Genomic DNA, 16,637 nt, shown 5'->3' on the forward strand with positions numbered 1-16,637 from the left:
GTTCGCAAGAGATTAATAACAAGAAGCAGACTTTGCACCGCACCTTTTGTATAAACAAGCTAAATAAACCAAAAACGCCTTTTACCTTTTCGCAAAATAAAATCACATATCGTTGTGACCTAAACCACTAAAGCCCGCTATGTAAAACCAAACTCACTAGCGTGACTCATTTTCTTAAGAGCTTGATAGCACACGCTCTAAAAAAGCCTTTCGGTAAACTGCAGGCATAAAAAAACGCCTGAGCATAAACTCAAGCGTTTTCTTTGAATTAAAACGGGTAAAATTGGATGAAAATGCTCTCTGTCAACCACCTGCTTATGACGGTATTAGTTTACTTTTTAAAAGCTAATAAACAAACTTACCTCTTCAGATTTTAAAATATTCTACTTCTCGAAAAATCTAATTGTTAAAAAATCAATTTATCATCAGGCTTTCTTCTAACTCTTTTTTGGATATCTCATTAAAGTTGATTCGTTTGTGCTCTAACCCCGCCTTTTTGAATTTGTAGCGAAAGTAACTAGATGTATGATCTTCATGGGTTGAAATAAATATCTGACGGTCATTAAATTGATGTCTAAGCAAGTCTATGAAGCCTGCAACATTGATTTCATCCATTGTCTGTACAGGATCATCGATTAGTAACAGTTTGTTCTTAGCGTATTTATGGTTTAAGGCCATCGTAAATGCTATCACTAGAGAAGATAATTGACCTGAACTCATCGAAAAAATTACATCGTGAGTAGATTCAGGTGTATCTTTAAATGTCACAGACTTACCGTCAGTTTCAATAAAAATCCCTAAACCATTATGGAAGTTTTGCAATAAGCGGCCAGAATAGATATGAAATAAGATTTCAATCGATTTACTAATTGAACTAATATATTGATTTACGTTTTCATTGTATAAATCTAGTAGCTTTTTAAGCCAGTTCGATAGTTGTTTTGCATTATCATATTTCGACTTTTCTTTTTCAAAATTTTTCTTTTTAAGTTGAACATCTTTAATTTGAGCTTCTGCGTATTTATATTTTAAAAATACAATCTTATCCTTAATACTATTGACTTCTACCTTTGCTAATTCGCTTAAACTGCTTTTAAATATAACGTTAAATAAGTCTTCAAGCTCTGGCGTTATTGATTCGTTGTCAAATGGTTTAAATTTACTTTCAATTTCTTTATTAAGCTCATCTATTTTTAAAGGTTCTTCCATGCTGAAGGTCTTTGCATAGTAATCAGTCAGATCGATATTAGATTCACTGTATTCTTTCTTAAGACTATTGAGCCTATCAATATGAGCACCTGTTAATTGAGAAATGCCCTTTTTAAAATCAATTGATAGAGCCTCATTTTCAATTATCTCACTACACTTGCTCTTCAGTTTGCTCAAGAATAATTGATCGAAAGTCTTAAGTGCTAACTGAATCGATTGACCGTTACTATCTAATAGTGACTCAAGTAGTTTCTTTTGATTTTCAAAGTGCTCATACAGTGTTTTTTTGTCTTCCCAATCGAAACCACAAGTTGGGCAAATACCGCTAACAGATTCTTTTTCATTGTTTAAGTGATTTTCATAATCTTCTAAAAACTGATTTCTACTTGATATTACTTTGTTGAGATTCGCACTCAATTTTCCAGAAGTCCCTATTTGCTCCCTTATATCCTTGGCTTTAGCCTTAATTTCTTTGAAGTCAAAGGCTTGAGACAGGTAAACTTCAAGAGGTTCACTAGGGATTTTATTGTTTTCAATTACAAAATGTACACCTTTATTTATGCTTTCCAGATATAATTTGGCATCTTCATATAAGTCTATTTGGCTCTTATATTCAGAAATGTTTTCTAAATTTTTTCCGTATCGCAAAAGAATTTGAGCGACTTTATCTTTGTAAAAGAGTTTTTGTTTAATTTTATTATTGTATTCACGCGAAGATAATTGCTGTTGAATACCTTTTAACTGAATAAGTTTATTCAAGTCACCTTCGTCGCCGAGCCAGTCAGTATAACTTCCAGGACTAAAAACAATGTCACTTTTATCCCAAATCTGCTCCGAACATTCTATCAATCTGACATAAGGTGTTTTTACAATGTCTTTCGAAGTTAACTCTTTTTCTAAGGCAACAATTTCTTTCCTTAGCGACTCTAAAGCTTCTTTCTTTTTAGGGGTTTGTAATGGTTGAATTATGCTCCGAATAGCTTCGATTTTGTATATTTTCTCTCTATACTCAGAAACATCGAATAAATGGTCAATTTTTTCTTGTTTATCGGTAGATTTAGTTTTTAAAAGTGCTGTATTTTCCTCTTGTTCAATGTAATGAAATAGGCTGTAGTTCCGCTTATAGCTATCGCCAAGCAATCTGGTTAAGACTTTTGACTCGTCCCTTATAAGTATTTCTTCATCATTTTTAAAAACCCTAAACTCGAAGATAGCGTCTTCCATGCTTTTTAAGCGCATAAGAGTTGAACAATTTGCCGTTCGTTCTAACGTAACAACATCTCCAGAGTCTATCTCAACTGTAATTTTAACTGACAATACCTCTTGAGGCTCAGCACGGTTATACATAAGCGGGAATTTTTTTTCTTTTCTCCTACCGTGGACCGTTTTATCTTCTATATCGATGTACCGTTGAACCTTACCAAGAAATGCTAACTCTAAAGCGTCATAAAATGAGGTTTTCCCAAAACCATTTGGGCCATCTAGAAGAGATAGATTTTTAGAGTTTATATCTAAAGAGAAGTTTTTAAATATTTTAAAGTTTTTTACTTCTATCTTTTTTAACTCAAACATTACTTTGTCCTTCCATTGACTTCTCAATATAGCGAACTAAATCTTCTGGCTCCATCTGTAGCTTTTCTTGACTCATTTGATCAATTAATTCGTCTAACAAGGATAACTTTTGAAGTTTTGAAATTTTTTCTTTGTGTGTTTCATACAACTCAGAAAGATCGCCAGCAGTTCCTTTTACAACAGGCATAAATGTTAACTTTATCACTAGCCGATATAATAACGATTGCCATAATCCTTGATTTAATTTGTACTCAGCGAAAACACTAGAATCAATCAAATCTTTAGTTAGAACCTGGTCTAAATCACTGGCTTTCAGATACTCGTTAAAAGATTCAAACTCCTCGTTTGTATAATAAAAAACATGCTTTTTAAAAAAATATAAATCCTCTTCAAGATGGTGTAGTCTAGTTGTAATATTTGGGTTAATGGTGCCTACTTCCCATAAACAAAGCAGGTTAATATTCTTATCCAAACTAGCGTCATTACATATAGCTTTACATTTACTTAATAGATCAGATTGGCTTTCGTAGTTAAAATCTTCTGGAGCCCCTTGCACCAACAACCAGTAATCTTCCATTTTTGTCGATTTATATAAATTAATTGAATCACTGCCAATAGGCTGATAATCATAGAACTCAAAAATTTCTCTAATAATATTAATCATTTAATTCTTCCATAGCGTCATCCAGCGATATCAAAGACACTTTCTTTACTTCGTTAATTTTGTTGTGCCTATGGGGGTCTTGCTCATCGTTTTCCTGAAACGAGCCTATTGCCGATGAGACAAAAATAGACTCATTTGTTATTCCTTGATTAACAAGCTTTCCAGCTTCGTATAATACGTCTATTTCACTACTTAAAGACGTTTGGACAATCTTTTGGCACAACATTCGCTCATTTCTTTTGTGTGTATCTATTGCTGTTGGATAGTATAAAATGCTGTCCTTGTTCCAATAAAAGATCGGTAATGACAAGCTTTGGCTATTGATTTGTGATTCAATTAAATTTTTAAAAACTTGTAATAATCCATTTTTAAAATCTTCTCTATCAAATGTACTATCTATTAAATCAGGGATGGTATTAAAAGATGCTTCGCGATGAGGCATGATAGACTGTACAAACTTTTTTAACTCACTAACATCTAGGGTGTTTATGATTGCGAGATAACCATTTAATATATCGAGCTTTTCATCATCTTCTGTAAACTCTCCCAGCTCCACTTGCTCCAAGCAAAATTCATGAAAATACTCTCCCGCTTTTTTGATCAAAATACCATGAAAATAGTCTTCACTATCCACGTTATTAAAATCAGTCACGGTGATTGCTTCAAAAAAGATATTTAAGGGAATACTAGACAGTTGAGCTATATGCCTATCCGTTACACCAGGCTTATTACATTCAATTATTTTATGATGCACACAAATAATGTGTTTGATTACAAGGTCTTCTAGGTGTTGCCTTGTTTTATTAAGATATTCTTCATCAGTGTGTTTAAAATCTGGTTGGCCTAGAGCTTGATAGGTTCTTTTTAATTGTTCATTGTTCCAATTATCAACGCAATCTAATTGACATGAGCTATGGTTAGCTCCCTGTTCATCTCTGTAGCTATAAAACTGAACAGGATTAAAAGTGGCGGCGAAATTATCAGGAATATCTTCAATGTTTACTGCAACATGAAAATAGACTCCAATTCCAGGGTGATTTGAAGAATCTGTTTGCTGTTTCACAACAGCAGCACGGTAGGCTGCGAACCTTTGATCTTTTTTTGCTTTAACTTGATGCATTGAACGGTAACTACCATCTGCATTTTTTATAGCAAAATCATCTAGGCTTTCAATTTCAAGGCTAAACTCCCTTGCTTGTGTACCTAAATTCTCAAAGAGCTTTAAGCAGTGCATTAAAGCAATCTTTCCTTGATAAATGTAGCCACTACAGGACGATATAGCTGTATGTGGTGGGACTGTTACGGCCATTTAATCTCCTTATTTTAATTTCCCTTAGATTTAATCATCTTGAGCTTAACTGTACTACGATTCAACTTAGTACAACCAGTCCTAAATCAAATTTTATCGTCTTTTTTGTAAATTACTTCAATTAGTTACGGTGATCTGCTTTAATCAAATAGGGGATTTCGATAATGAAATATAATTCAATTAGTTAAGTGTTAAGTGACAAAACGAACAAAAATTACATGTAGAGTTTAAACAATAAATCGCAATATGAGTAACTGAACAAGATAACTCAGTAATACAGGACACAACATCTTTGGGTATTACAGCCAATTTACTTTATAACTAGAAAGCCAAAGTTGAAGCTCAGAAGGTTGGATCTAATTTAAAGACAAATGTGCGAGCAGTTCGGTGAAGGCTTTGTAAGGAAAATAAAGCGCTAAGATGGAGAGTGCTTATAAACTGCAGGCATAAAAAAACGCCTGAGTATAAACTCAAGCGTTTTCTTTAAATCTAGAATGGCGGAGAGGGAGGGATTCGAACCCTCGATAGGGGTTAACCTATACACGAGTTCCAGTCGTGCGCCTTCAGCCACTCAGCCACCTCTCCGCATTACACTGCCTTGCAATGTGTGGCGTATCTTATGCAAAGCCTTGATTGTAAGCAAGTACTTTTTAGAACACTGATTATGAGCGGCTAAAATTACAACACATTAAGTATTGTTTGTCGTTGTCAACTTTAACGATGCCGAAAAATCTAGCATGCGATTAAGCGAACGTAACGCCCCCTCACGAAGCTCCATATCAACAAACACTTCTTTACCGCTTGCATCAAGTAATGCTTCTTCAATCGCTTTTAGGCCATTCATCGCCATCCAAGGACAGTGTGCACAGCTACGACATGTTGCACCTTCACCTTGAGTTGGTGCTTCAAAAAATTCTTTTTCAGGGCACAGTTGCTGCATTTTATAAAAAATGCCGCGATCCGTTGCCACGATGAACTTCTGGTTGTCCATCTCTTGTGCTGCTTTAATTAACTGGCTCGTTGACCCTACCGCATCAGCTAAATCAACAATTTCAGCAGGTGACTCTGGGTGCACTAATACCGCTGCATCAGGGTGCAGGGCTTTCATATCTTTTAGCGCTTTTGTTTTGAATTCATCGTGAACGATACATGCGCCATTCCACATGATCATATCTGCGCCAGTTTGCTTTTGAATATACGAGCCTAAGTGTTTATCAGGGCCCCAAATAATCTTGTCGCCTTGCTCGTCAAGGTGTTCAACAATTTCAAGTGCACAGCTTGAGGTAACAATCCAATCTGCACGAGCTTTAACTGCCGTTGAAGTATTTGCATACACCACCACTTTGCGATCTGGGTGCTGATCGCAAAACGCTGAGAACTCATCAATTGGACAACCAACATCCAGTGAACACGTTGCTTCTAGCGTTGGCATCACAACTGTTTTTTCTGGCGTTAAGATTTTGGCTGTCTCGCCCATAAAGCGCACACCTGCAACCACAATAGTTTTTGCTGGGTGTTTACTACCAAAACGCGCCATTTCTAACGAGTCTGCTACACAACCACCGGTTTCTTCAGCCAGGGCTTGAATTTCAGGATCGGTGTAATAGTGTGCCACTAATACCGCATCTTTCTCTTTTAGAAGTGATTTAATACGTTCTTTATACGCCTGCTTTTCATCGTTTGATAAAGGGGCTGGCTTGGGAGGAAAAATATAATCCTCAGGCATAATTTGTTCAGCTAAGCTCATATTCTCGACCGTAAACTGCTACAGGAAATTGGCGCGAATTATACTGAAAATGGCAACTGAATGACAGTTTTGTGATTGATAAAATAACGCGATGGATATAATTAAGAAATATAAATAAGATATGAATGGTGGGTCATGATGGACTCGAACCATCGACCAATGGATTAAAAGTCCACTGCTCTACCAACTGAGCTAATGACCCGCTCATAGAATGCGTATTGCATATAGAAAGGTCTTTGAATGGTGGGTCATGATGGACTCGAACCATCGACCAATGGATTAAAAGTCCACTGCTCTACCAACTGAGCTAATGACCCGCTCAAAGAGAAGGCTTAGAAAATGGTGGGTCATGATGGACTCGAACCATCGACCAATGGATTAAAAGTCCACTGCTCTACCAACTGAGCTAATGACCCGCTCTAAGCAAGTGCATTTCGAATGGTGGGTCATGATGGACTCGAACCATCGACCAATGGATTAAAAGTCCACTGCTCTACCAACTGAGCTAATGACCCGCTCAATTCCCGTGAGGGAAATACTCGAAGTGCAAAAATCTGAATGGTGGGTCATGATGGACTCGAACCATCGACCAATGGATTAAAAGTCCACTGCTCTACCAACTGAGCTAATGACCCAATCAGATTTTTTGCGCAGCGTTTTTGTCTTTCGTAACAAGCGGCTGCGGGCGCTTATAATACTTATTTAAAAAATGAGTGCAACCTAAAATTACGGTTTTTTTAAGTTTTATGACTCAGTTGGCTAATTTTATACCAACAAATTAAGATTAGCCTAAAAAGTGATAATGTTTTCACTTTTCGTTTACAAATAAGTGGTGTTGCGAGTCTTAATTAAGACTCGCTAATTTTTCAACAGCCAGCTTCGCAGGGGTTGAATCAGGGTATTGTGCCACTAAATCATTTAAGATTTTTTTCGCACGTACCGTTTCACCTTCTTTTAAATAGGTGTTTGCAAGTTTAAGCATGGCATCTGAACGCTTATTTGAGTCAGGGAAACCATTCACTAAACTTTCAAAGTGCGTCAGTGCACCTTTGCTGTCATTTTTAATTGTCAGTAACTGACCTAACCAATAATGTGCATTAGGCACATAAACTGAATCAGGATAGTTTGTTAAAAATGCTTTGAACTCAGGGATCGCATCATCATAGCGTTTATCTTGCATAATGAGTTGTACAGCGCGATCGTAAGCATCATTCTCAGACAAGTTACTGCTCATTGTGCCAGAGCTAACATCTGAAGTAGTGTCTGCTACTTGTGTCGGTGCGCTATAACTCGATACACGCGTTTCAATTTCTTGGTACAGCTCACGCTGACGTTGCAACACTTTTTCCAATTGGTAGCCTTGCTCTTCGGTAACACCGCGTAGCTGGCTTACTTCATCTTGTAATGATTCCAATTGCTGCTGCAATTGAAGAAATTGTACGTTTCGATTTGCAACCATGCGCTCTAAAGTTTGTAAACGCGTTTCAAGTGCTGTCGATGACATGCTTGAACTTGCGCCTACCTCAGAAACAGGAGCGGGAGCAGCCAGTAACTGACTGCTCCCGCTAAGAAACATGGTTGCCAAAATAACTTTCGGCTTAATCATATTATCTTCTATATTAGTATACTAAAACTGCGCGACGGTTTTTCGCGAAAGCATCTTCAGTACGTGTTTTAACCATTGGCTTTTCTTCACCGTAGCTAACTACTGAGATTTGGCTTTCCGCAACACCTAGGCTTTGTAGGTATTTAGATACAGCTTCACCACGACGCTCACCTAGTGCGATGTTGTACTCAGGAGTACCGCGCTCATCAGCGTGACCTTCTACAAGTACTTTAACACTTGGGTTCTTAACTAAGAAATCAGCGTGTGCTTGAAGTAACTCAACGTAATCACTGCGAACTGTTGATTTATCAAAACCAAAGTAGATGATTTGCTCTTGACGAAGCGCTTCGTATTTTTCTGCAAGAATTTCTTCTGGCGTCTTTTCTTTAGCAACAGTTTCAACTTGTACTGTTTCTTCTTGACCTTGATTACTTTGATTCGCAGATGTATCTTCTTCAACAGTTGAAGATGAGCTACAAGCAGCTAACGTCATTACAGGCACTGCAATGAGTAGGCTTTTTAGTAGTTTGTTAAGTTGCATTGAGTTGATTCCTTTTTTAAAAGTCTAACCTGTAATCTTTACAAAAATGGCGACCACGCGGGTGCCTTAACTTCACCTTCCGCTACCGGTAGGCGAGCTTTAAACCGTCCATCCATTGATACCAATGCAAGGACCTGTTTATTATTATGTAACGTACTATAGATAATCATTGAGCCATTTGGCGCAATGCTTGGTGACTCATCTAAGCGAGTACGTGTTAACACACTGAAGTCACCTGATTTTAATTCTTTTTTAGCAATATGGTATCGACCTAAGGTACGATTTACCATCACCAAGCTATTACCATCAGGCGTGATTGAACCCGCTAAATTCATATCACCGTCAAAAGTAAGTCTTCTTTTCTTACCAGTTGCTAAATTTACGCTATAAATCTGAGCATTACCAGCCCTTTCCGACGTAAATATGATTTCTTTACCGTTTGGATGCCAGCTTGGCTCAGTGTCGATACTTCTGTGTCTTGTAATGCGGCGTGCTTTCTTACTTTTCAAGTCCATAACGTAGATTTCAGTCGCACCGTTTTTGTCTTTAGACAGCACCATTGCTAGCTTATTACCGTCAGGCGAAAATCGTGGTGCACCATTGATGCCTTTGAAGGTTGTTAAGCGCTCGCGTTTACCGGTGTAAATATCTTGAATATAGATCTGACTCTGGCGATTTTCGAATGTTACGTACGCCAGCTTTGTGCCATCTGGTGACCACGTTGGCGACATTAGCGGCTCTTTCGAACGTAATAGCGTTTGCTCGTTGTAACCGTCATAATCTGCAATCACTAATTGATATGGACGATCTTCGTTTTCACGTACAATTACATACGCAATTTTAGTTAAAAACGCACCGCGTTCACCGGTAAGTGCTTCGTACACCACGTCGCTAATACGGTGACCGTAACGGCGGAAACTATCGCTGCCAATTACGGTTTGACGCGCATCTAAAATATGGTCTTCCGAATTAACTAAGCGGCCTTTACTTAAAATCTTTGTATCGCCACCTGTAATTTGGCCGCGAATAACATCAATTAGTTGATAGCTCACTAAGTAACGGTCGCCCATTTGCTCGGTAATGCTACCAACTAAAATGGCTTCAACACCTTCAGAAACCCACGCACTGTAATCTACTTCTAAATCCGTTGTTGGCTGCTGAGGCATATTAGCCGGCGCCACTGGATTAAAACGACCACTGCGACGTAAGTCGGCAGCAATCACGTCTGTAATATTGCTTGGCGCGATACCATTTCCGCTATATTTAAATGGCACGATACCAATCGGGCGTGCTGAATCGACACCTTCGGTAATTACAATTTCAAGAGCGGCGTTCGCTGCTGTACTCACTAATAGCACAACCAACAAAGCCCATTTTTGTAATGCGCTAATCATGTTATCCCTTAAATATCTGGTTTAATGGTTAAGTTAATATTTTTAAGTTTTTCAAAAACCGCTTTGTCTTTTGACACTGGTAATGTATCAGCTCTGCGTACCGCACGAATACTGGCTTCACACACTTGTTTATCGCCACTTAGTGCTTCAACCTGTGTTACTAAACCGTTAAACGCAAGGCGCAAGTTAAGACGGCATTGCTTGCCTTTCATGCTGTCTTCCAACAATAAGTTTTGCTGGATTTTGGCGATAATAAGCGCGGTGTATTTTTCTACTTCAGAAAGTACTTGTGCTTGCTTAGCACGACTGCGCGCTGCAGCTTCCGCGGCAAGTTGCTCTTGCATCATTTTTTCAGCGAGTGCTTTTTGACGCGCAGCTTCGGCATCGGCCTTACGTTTGGCCTCCGCTTTTTTCAGCCTTTCCTCTTCTGCTTTGCGTTTTTTCGCAAGCGCTTCGGCTTTTTTCTTCGCTTCTGCCGCTTTTTTCTGTTCAGCTTGCTGCTTTTTCTTCGCTTCTCGCGCTGCAGCTTCCGCTTTTTTCTTTTCTCTTTCTTTACGCACGCGCTCTTTTTCAAGCTTGGCGATACGTCTTGCCTCTTCTTCACGCTTCTTTTTAGCGTTTGCAGCACGACGTTCTAAGTCACGAATGCGTTTTGCCTCAGCGGCTTTTTTATCTGCTTCTTGCTTTTTGAGTTCGTTAATGCGTTTTTCTACGGCTTTATTATCAACCGACACGGCCTCAACGGCTTTTTGCTCTGGCTTAACGGGAGCATTTAAAGTGACTTCCATTACTTGTGGTGTTGATGGCTTTAACCAGTTGCCAATAACAAGCGCGACAATAATGCCAATATGCAAAGCTGATGATTTTACCAGAGCAGATTTAAAGTCGTTTTTCATAATTACTGCTCAAAAGACTCCGTCATTAATCCCACCGACGGTACGCCTGCTTTTTTTAGAAAATCCATTAGCAGTAACACTTCTTGGTAAGTTACCTTGCCATCGCCTTTTAACATTACTGGGGTTTTGGGGTCTTTATCCAACGCCAATTTAACTTGAGCAGCAATATCAACTGCTTCCATTGGCGCTTCAGGATCAATACCAATACTGGCATAGTAATTACCATCAGCATCGATTGATACCACAATTGGTGGTGTTTCCGTTGCTTCAACAAGCTCCGATTGTTCCATCTGTGGTAAATCAACCTTAACACCGTGGGTGATTACGGCCGCTGTCGCCATAAAAATAATAAGCAAAACCAACATAACGTCTATATAAGGTACTACGTTGATTTCGGCGACCGGACGACGTTTTTTACGTTGGTACATTAGTTTGCTTCCACTTTTGCCACAGCTTGGCGATGAAGAATATTAGAAAACTCTTCCATAAAGTTGCCGTAAGATGATTCTACTTTTTCAACCGTATGAGAAAAACGGTTAAACGCGATAACAGCAGGAATTGCAGCAAATAAACCCATTGCAGTTGCAATCAACGCTTCTGCGATACCAGGCGCTACCATTTGTAAAGTTGCCTGTTTTACTGAGCCAAGTGCGATAAATGCGGTCATAATCCCCCAAACCGTTCCAAACAGACCAATGTATGGGCTAATTGAACCAACCGTTGCAAGGAATGATAGGCTTGATTCTAATTTTTCCACTTCACGAGAAAGCGTTACGCGCATTGCGCGGTGCGTGCCATCTAAAATAGAACCTGGTGATGCATGATTGTTTTTTGCAAGGCGTGCGTATTCTTTAAAACCAGAAGTGAACATTGCCTCTAGGCCATCAAGTTCATTACGGGCAGACAATTCCGCATACAATTTACTTAAATCGACACCCGACCAAAATTTGTCTTCAAACTTTTTAGCATTCGTTTTTGCCGCTGTTAGCGCTTTTCGACGTTGAATGATCATAGCCCAAGAAAAAATAGACATTAATACCAAAGTCAACATCACAAGTTGCACCAAAAAGCTCGCTTTAAATATTAAGTCAATAATTGAAATTTCGGTGGCCACTGCTCACTCCTGAAATGATTGATAGTCAAGGGTTAGTTCGTTTAGTGCTTGGAAAGTTCCCTTGTTAGTATGAGATTTAGTTTAACCATACTAATACCTGCATACAATGGCTAGACACTAAGAATCGCATCAACTGAACAAAAAAAACACACAAATTAACTTTATGATACTAAATGATGATTTTATAACGCACTAAACATTCAAAAACATAACGTTTATTCACTAAATATGAATAAATACTCAAAACTTTAAATGTAAGAATCACCAAAACAATAAAACTTATAGAACAAATTTTACGCTTTAATAAATTTTCCTTTAAATACAACGGTGTAATTATTAACAATTAATTAACTGATGGTTATATGCACAAACAAAAACACCATCGCATTAGTTTTTTTTATATCAAAAAATAATTTTTCTAGTTTGATGAAAACCACACTAATCCGTAATATAGCACCTGTAAACACGAGGACATGCACACACTGTGCTAACCCTAGTTTCATATACACAGTGATTACTGATTTGTCATTGTGTAGCATTTTTTTAAATGCGTTCCCTGGATTACTTCCTTCAACTTGTTGTTTGCCCGCTCCCTAGCGGGCTTTTTTTTGCCTAAAATTTAGAACAACCCCACTAACTCCACTATAAATACGCTCAGATATAGATAACGAATCGACTTCTAACCCACATTTTTGCTAACTGCTATCGTTAATTGATTGGCAATAGACCGCCTTTACATAAAAGACTCTTTTACAAGTGTTACCTGTTGCAAAGCAAAAGTTACATAACGAAAAAGGCCGCTAAGCGACCTTTTTCAATAACTAATCCAAACTAACGTTCCTTGTATTACGCGTCTTTTATTGGAAAGCCAAAATGTTTATAGGCAAACTCTTGGGCAATACGCCCTCTTGGCGTACGCTGAATAAATCCTTGCTGTATCAAATATGGCTCAATCACATCTTCGATTGTTTCGCGCTCTTCTCCTATTGCCGCAGCAATATTATCAAGACCAACAGGGCCACCCATAAACTTCTCAATAAGGCACAGTAAATATTTGCGGTCCATATAATCAAAGCCGCTTTTATCAACATCTACCATATCAAGTGCGCTGCCAGCAACTTCAGCTGTTACCACACCATCGGCTTTAACTTCTGCATAATCCCGAACACGGCGTAATAATCGGTTGGCAATACGCGGGGTACCACGGGCACGGCGTGCCACTTCAACCGCCCCTTCGTCCTCCATTTCAAGGGATAAGAAATCCGCAGAACGACTAACAATGTGTGATAAATCTTCAACTGAATAAAACTCTAAACGCTGAACAATACCAAAACGATCTCTAAGTGGCGAAGTAAGGGAACCTGCACGGGTTGTTGCACCCACTAATGTAAACGGCGGCAAATCTAATTTAATAGAACGTGCAGCCGGTCCTTCACCTATCATAATATCGAGTTGATAGTCTTCCATTGCTGGGTAAAGAATTTCTTCAACATGTGGGCTTAAACGGTGAATTTCATCAATGAAAAGCACATCGTTTTCTTCTAAGTTGGTTAGCATAGCCGCAAGATCGCCGGCTTTTTCAAGTACCGGGCCTGATGTTGTTTTAATATTCACATTCAGCTCGTTAGCAACAATATTCGCTAACGTAGTTTTACCTAAACCCGGCGGGCCAAAAATAAGCAAATGGTCAAGTGCTTCTTCACGAGAGCGCGCCGCTTCAATAAAAATTTCCATCTGCTCTTTTACATGGGGTTGACCACGGTAATCAGACAACAGCTTTGGACGTATCGCTCTATCGATAACGTCCTCATTTCCTTTTTTCTCGGGCTCTATTAATCTATCTGCTTCAATCATCTTACATCATTGCCTTTAACGCTTCTTTAATTAGCGCTTCGCTTGATAAGCCACTGCCTTTAATTGCTTTAACCGCTTTTTCTGCTTGATTTGCTTTATAACCGAGCGCCATTAACGCTGCTATTGCATCATCTTGTGCACACCCTTTAACGGTTGGATCTTCCTGCATTTCCAATATTGCACCATCGGTATAAGGAGTAAAGAGGTCCATACCCCAATCTTTCAGCCTGTCTTTCATTTCAAGCACTAAACGCTCAGCTGTCTTTTTACCTACACCAGGCAATTTAACAAGACTAGTTGCATCTTCATTATGTACACAGGCAACAAATTGCTCGGCAGACATACCTGATAAAATTGCCAAACCTAACTTAGGTCCTACACCATTGGCTTTTAATAATTCACGAAATAGTGCGCGTTCAGTTTTATTATTAAAACCAAACAATAACTGTGCATCTTCTCTTACCACAAAATGGGTGTAAACAACCGCTTCTTCACCTTCTTTAGGCAAGTTGTAAAAGCAGGTCATTGGCATATTCACTTCATAGCCAACACCACTCACTTCAATTAAGATTTCCGGTGGCTGTTTTTCTACTAATGTTCCGCGTAATCGCCCTATCATCGTCTTAATCGTCCTCTTACTGTTTTACTCGCTTGCCCTGAAAGCTTGATTAAATGTTGTTGTGAATGGCCATGACAAATGGCGATTGCCAACGCATCGGCGGCATCTGCTTGTGGTGTACCAGGTAATTTTAAAAAACTCTTTACCATATGTTGTACTTGCGATTTATCAGCACCACCGGTGCCAACAACGGCCTGCTTAACTTGCCTTGCAGAATATTCAAACACCTCAAGTGACTGAAGCGAAGCCGCTACCATGGCAGCGCCACGGGCTTGGCCAAGTTTTAAAGCAGAATCGGGATTTCGCGCCATAAATACTTGTTCTATCGCAAAGCTATCTGGCTGATATTGTTCAATTAGCTGCGTCACACCTTGAAAAATTATTTTAAGGCGCTCGGCCATTGGCTTTTCGCCCATTTTAATACAGCCGCTACCTAAGTATTCAAACTTCATACCTTGCTGTTTAATTAAACCATAGCCCGTAAAGCGAGAGCCAGGGTCGATGCCAAGTATTATTGCCAATGCACACCTTTTGCGATGTTTTCTTGTGATAACTAATAATGACTAATAACTGTATGGATTACCAGTAATAGTTTTTAAACTGCGCACAGTTGCACAAAATTTAACTTATTTTGCGCTATATGCTTTGCGCCAAAGCCACTCTATTGGACCTGACTTGAAAAGTTTTAAATAGAAAAACGCAAATACCAGCTGAAAAACTGAGAATATTAAACACAAGTAGATATAGTCTAAACGCGTTGCACTATGCACAAATTCAGGTGAAAAGTAGCGAAAGAAGAGCGCAAATACGATTGATTGCAAAATATAAAGCGAAAATGCCATACGTCCCGCAGGCGCAAAAATACTGTTTAATACGGTAAGCTTTTCATTTAGCTTAATAAAAACATGGCAATACATTAACGCACACACTAGTCCTGAAAATGTGGCAATGGACATAGTGAGTTCAACCAAGTGAACATAATTAACACGCAGCAGCGCGTCGATGCTCGATATGGTTATCACCACCAATAAAGATGCAAGCAATTGCTTTGTTGATAAACCCGTATTGAAAAAATCGGCGCGATATAAATAAACACCAAACAGTATAATGCCTGCGGTAATCCAAATAAAACACACCCAGCTAAACACAAACATAATAATGGTAAACACAATTTGCTGAATTAATTGCTCACCATAACCTGATTGCCAAGTGTTAATAATTTCGAAATATTCATCGCTATTGCGGTAGATGGGTTCGTTTGGGATTAACGCAAACAGCAATATTAATGAAAAGCCTATAGCAAAATAAGTTTTTGCTTTTTTTAAGAGAACTTCTTGGCTACTGCCTATTTCCCGATACACAATCAACCCTGCTAGTGCGTAGTTAACCAAAATATCGCCAGAAAAAATAAACACACTATGGATAAAGCCAAAAATAAGAAGCCAATTTAAACGCGACTTTAACAACGTAAGGGCATCGTCTTGACCATGCTTATCATACAAAATAGCTAAGCCTACACCGAACAATAAACAAAATAAGGCTCTAAAACGACCATCAATAAAAAAGGCATTTATCACCTCAATCACATTATCGCTAAGCGGTGTAACTTGAAGCGGCACATAACCTAATTCAAAAACGCTATGATAGTAAATATTCATAAACAGAATACCCAACACAGCAAAACCTCTCAGCACATCAAGCGTTTTAATACGTGGCATACATACAACCTACATTCGAGAAAACTAAAAACGCAGCCATAGTGAGCGTCAAGTAACTGTTGGTAAAGTTTTAAATGATAAACGGCGAGATTAAAGGATAACAATCACACGCTCATAGCTGTCCGTATCAAAACAATAATACGCAGTGATGTGCGAACTTCTCATATTTCCAATGGCGCGATGGAAACACCCTATGTTACCTGAACGCGGGTTAACAAACTTATTCGCCATTTGAAATCTATTAGCTTTGATAAAGGTGATTTATTCGCTCGGTTCAATTATTAGAGCAAGATAAAAAGCCGCTAATATGACATTTTTGTGGCAAGAATTAAAAACTGATCCTAGCATTATTGATAGTTAAATATCGTACTAAATTACGAGCAATTCTACTGAT

At 38.6% G+C, this 16,637-nt stretch carries 14 protein-coding genes and 6 tRNA genes; all 20 read right to left on the bottom strand.

The window, feature by feature from the left end:
* Positions 1–414: 414 nt before the first annotated feature.
* The 20 genes from AC2IOM_RS13135 to AC2IOM_RS13230 all read right to left on the bottom strand — a co-directional run bounded on the left by AC2IOM_RS13135 (position 415) and on the right by AC2IOM_RS13230 (position 16,243).
* On the bottom strand, positions 415–2,781 hold the full coding sequence (locus tag AC2IOM_RS13135) for an ATP-binding protein (RefSeq protein WP_486358615.1): 2,367 nt from the start codon (positions 2,779–2,781) through the stop codon (positions 415–417).
* Positions 2,774–3,445 carry an ABC-three component system middle component 1 gene (locus tag AC2IOM_RS13140; protein ID WP_486358616.1) on the bottom strand — a complete coding sequence of 224 codons (672 nt, stop codon included), beginning with the start codon at positions 3,443–3,445 and terminating at the stop codon, positions 2,774–2,776. The genes AC2IOM_RS13135 and AC2IOM_RS13140 overlap by 8 nt, the downstream gene beginning before the upstream one ends.
* Positions 3,438–4,754, bottom strand: coding sequence for an ABC-three component system protein (locus AC2IOM_RS13145; protein WP_486358617.1), 1,317 nt, complete (start codon positions 4,752–4,754; stop codon positions 3,438–3,440). The genes AC2IOM_RS13140 and AC2IOM_RS13145 overlap by 8 nt, the downstream gene beginning before the upstream one ends.
* A gap of 495 nt (positions 4,755–5,249) precedes the next feature.
* Positions 5,250–5,339 (bottom strand) — tRNA-Ser (locus AC2IOM_RS13150).
* Between the two features lie 103 nt (positions 5,340–5,442).
* Complete coding sequence (gene nadA / locus AC2IOM_RS13155) at positions 5,443–6,501, bottom strand: quinolinate synthase NadA (protein ID WP_486358618.1); 1,059 nt, start codon at positions 6,499–6,501, stop codon at positions 5,443–5,445.
* Positions 6,502–6,627: 126 nt separating this feature from the next.
* A tRNA-Lys gene (locus tag AC2IOM_RS13160) sits at positions 6,628–6,703 on the bottom strand.
* Between the two features lie 39 nt (positions 6,704–6,742).
* Positions 6,743–6,818 (bottom strand) — tRNA-Lys (locus AC2IOM_RS13165).
* Positions 6,819–6,841: 23 nt separating this feature from the next.
* A tRNA-Lys gene (locus AC2IOM_RS13170) sits at positions 6,842–6,917 on the bottom strand.
* 23 nt (positions 6,918–6,940) lie between these two features.
* Positions 6,941–7,016 (bottom strand) — tRNA-Lys (locus tag AC2IOM_RS13175).
* Between the two features lie 44 nt (positions 7,017–7,060).
* Positions 7,061–7,136, bottom strand: a tRNA-Lys gene (locus AC2IOM_RS13180).
* A 209-nt stretch (positions 7,137–7,345) separates the two neighbouring features.
* On the bottom strand, positions 7,346–8,104 hold the full coding sequence (gene ybgF, locus AC2IOM_RS13185) for a tol-pal system protein YbgF (RefSeq protein ID WP_100914506.1): 759 nt from the start codon (positions 8,102–8,104) through the stop codon (positions 7,346–7,348).
* Between the two features lie 16 nt (positions 8,105–8,120).
* The gene (gene pal, locus AC2IOM_RS13190) at positions 8,121–8,648 is read right to left on the bottom strand and encodes a peptidoglycan-associated lipoprotein Pal (RefSeq protein ID WP_010560436.1); all 528 of its coding nucleotides are present in this window, start codon (positions 8,646–8,648) and stop codon (positions 8,121–8,123) included.
* Between the two features lie 38 nt (positions 8,649–8,686).
* On the bottom strand, positions 8,687–10,042 hold the full coding sequence (gene tolB, locus AC2IOM_RS13195) for a Tol-Pal system beta propeller repeat protein TolB (RefSeq protein ID WP_010560437.1): 1,356 nt from the start codon (positions 10,040–10,042) through the stop codon (positions 8,687–8,689).
* Between the two features lie 8 nt (positions 10,043–10,050).
* On the bottom strand, positions 10,051–10,938 hold the full coding sequence (tolA, locus tag AC2IOM_RS13200) for a cell envelope integrity protein TolA (RefSeq protein WP_105171628.1): 888 nt from the start codon (positions 10,936–10,938) through the stop codon (positions 10,051–10,053).
* Between the two features lie 2 nt (positions 10,939–10,940).
* Positions 10,941–11,366, bottom strand: a complete 426-nt coding sequence (gene tolR, locus AC2IOM_RS13205) for a protein TolR (protein ID WP_010560439.1) — start codon at positions 11,364–11,366, stop codon at positions 10,941–10,943.
* Positions 11,366–12,052 carry a protein TolQ gene (gene tolQ / locus AC2IOM_RS13210; protein ID WP_010560440.1) on the bottom strand — a complete coding sequence of 229 codons (687 nt, stop codon included), beginning with the start codon at positions 12,050–12,052 and terminating at the stop codon, positions 11,366–11,368. Before tolQ ends, tolR begins: the two co-directional genes overlap by 1 nt.
* Before the next feature lie 846 nt (positions 12,053–12,898).
* Positions 12,899–13,906, bottom strand: a complete 1,008-nt coding sequence (gene ruvB, locus AC2IOM_RS13215) for a Holliday junction branch migration DNA helicase RuvB (protein WP_010560441.1) — start codon at positions 13,904–13,906, stop codon at positions 12,899–12,901.
* A 1-nt stretch (position 13,907) separates the two neighbouring features.
* Complete coding sequence (ruvA, locus tag AC2IOM_RS13220; RefSeq protein WP_010560442.1) at positions 13,908–14,525, bottom strand: Holliday junction branch migration protein RuvA; 618 nt, start codon at positions 14,523–14,525, stop codon at positions 13,908–13,910.
* Positions 14,522–15,046: a crossover junction endodeoxyribonuclease RuvC gene (gene ruvC / locus AC2IOM_RS13225; protein WP_010560443.1), complete on the bottom strand. Its 525-nt coding sequence runs from the start codon at positions 15,044–15,046 to the stop codon at positions 14,522–14,524. Before ruvC ends, ruvA begins: the two co-directional genes overlap by 4 nt.
* Before the next feature lie 105 nt (positions 15,047–15,151).
* Positions 15,152–16,243 (bottom strand): DUF418 domain-containing protein, encoded by a 1,092-nt coding sequence (locus AC2IOM_RS13230; protein ID WP_486358619.1) that lies wholly within the window; start codon positions 16,241–16,243, stop codon positions 15,152–15,154.
* Positions 16,244–16,637: the final 394 nt, after the last annotated feature.

This window comes from Pseudoalteromonas sp. NS-SX12 (assembly GCF_057367955.1).

Bases quoted from the DNA above. Each gene is read 5' to 3' on its own strand.
- AC2IOM_RS13135 (WP_486358615.1), bottom strand. From the start codon at position 2,781: ATGTTTGAGTTAAAAAAGATAGAAGTAAAAAACTTTAAAATATTTAAA.
- AC2IOM_RS13140 (WP_486358616.1), bottom strand. From the start codon at position 3,445: ATGATTAATATTATTAGAGAAATTTTTGAGTTCTATGATTATCAGCCT.
- AC2IOM_RS13145 (WP_486358617.1), bottom strand. From the start codon at position 4,754: ATGGCCGTAACAGTCCCACCACATACAGCTATATCGTCCTGTAGTGGC.
- nadA (WP_486358618.1), bottom strand. From the start codon at position 6,501: ATGAGCTTAGCTGAACAAATTATGCCTGAGGATTATATTTTTCCTCCC.
- pal (WP_010560436.1), bottom strand. From the start codon at position 8,648: ATGCAACTTAACAAACTACTAAAAAGCCTACTCATTGCAGTGCCTGTA.
- tolB (WP_010560437.1), bottom strand. From the start codon at position 10,042: ATGATTAGCGCATTACAAAAATGGGCTTTGTTGGTTGTGCTATTAGTG.
- tolA (WP_105171628.1), bottom strand. From the start codon at position 10,938: ATGAAAAACGACTTTAAATCTGCTCTGGTAAAATCATCAGCTTTGCAT.
- tolR (WP_010560439.1), bottom strand. From the start codon at position 11,366: ATGTACCAACGTAAAAAACGTCGTCCGGTCGCCGAAATCAACGTAGTA.
- ruvB (WP_010560441.1), bottom strand. From the start codon at position 13,906: ATGATTGAAGCAGATAGATTAATAGAGCCCGAGAAAAAAGGAAATGAG.
- ruvA (WP_010560442.1), bottom strand. From the start codon at position 14,525: ATGATAGGGCGATTACGCGGAACATTAGTAGAAAAACAGCCACCGGAA.
- AC2IOM_RS13230 (WP_486358619.1), bottom strand. From the start codon at position 16,243: ATGCCACGTATTAAAACGCTTGATGTGCTGAGAGGTTTTGCTGTGTTG.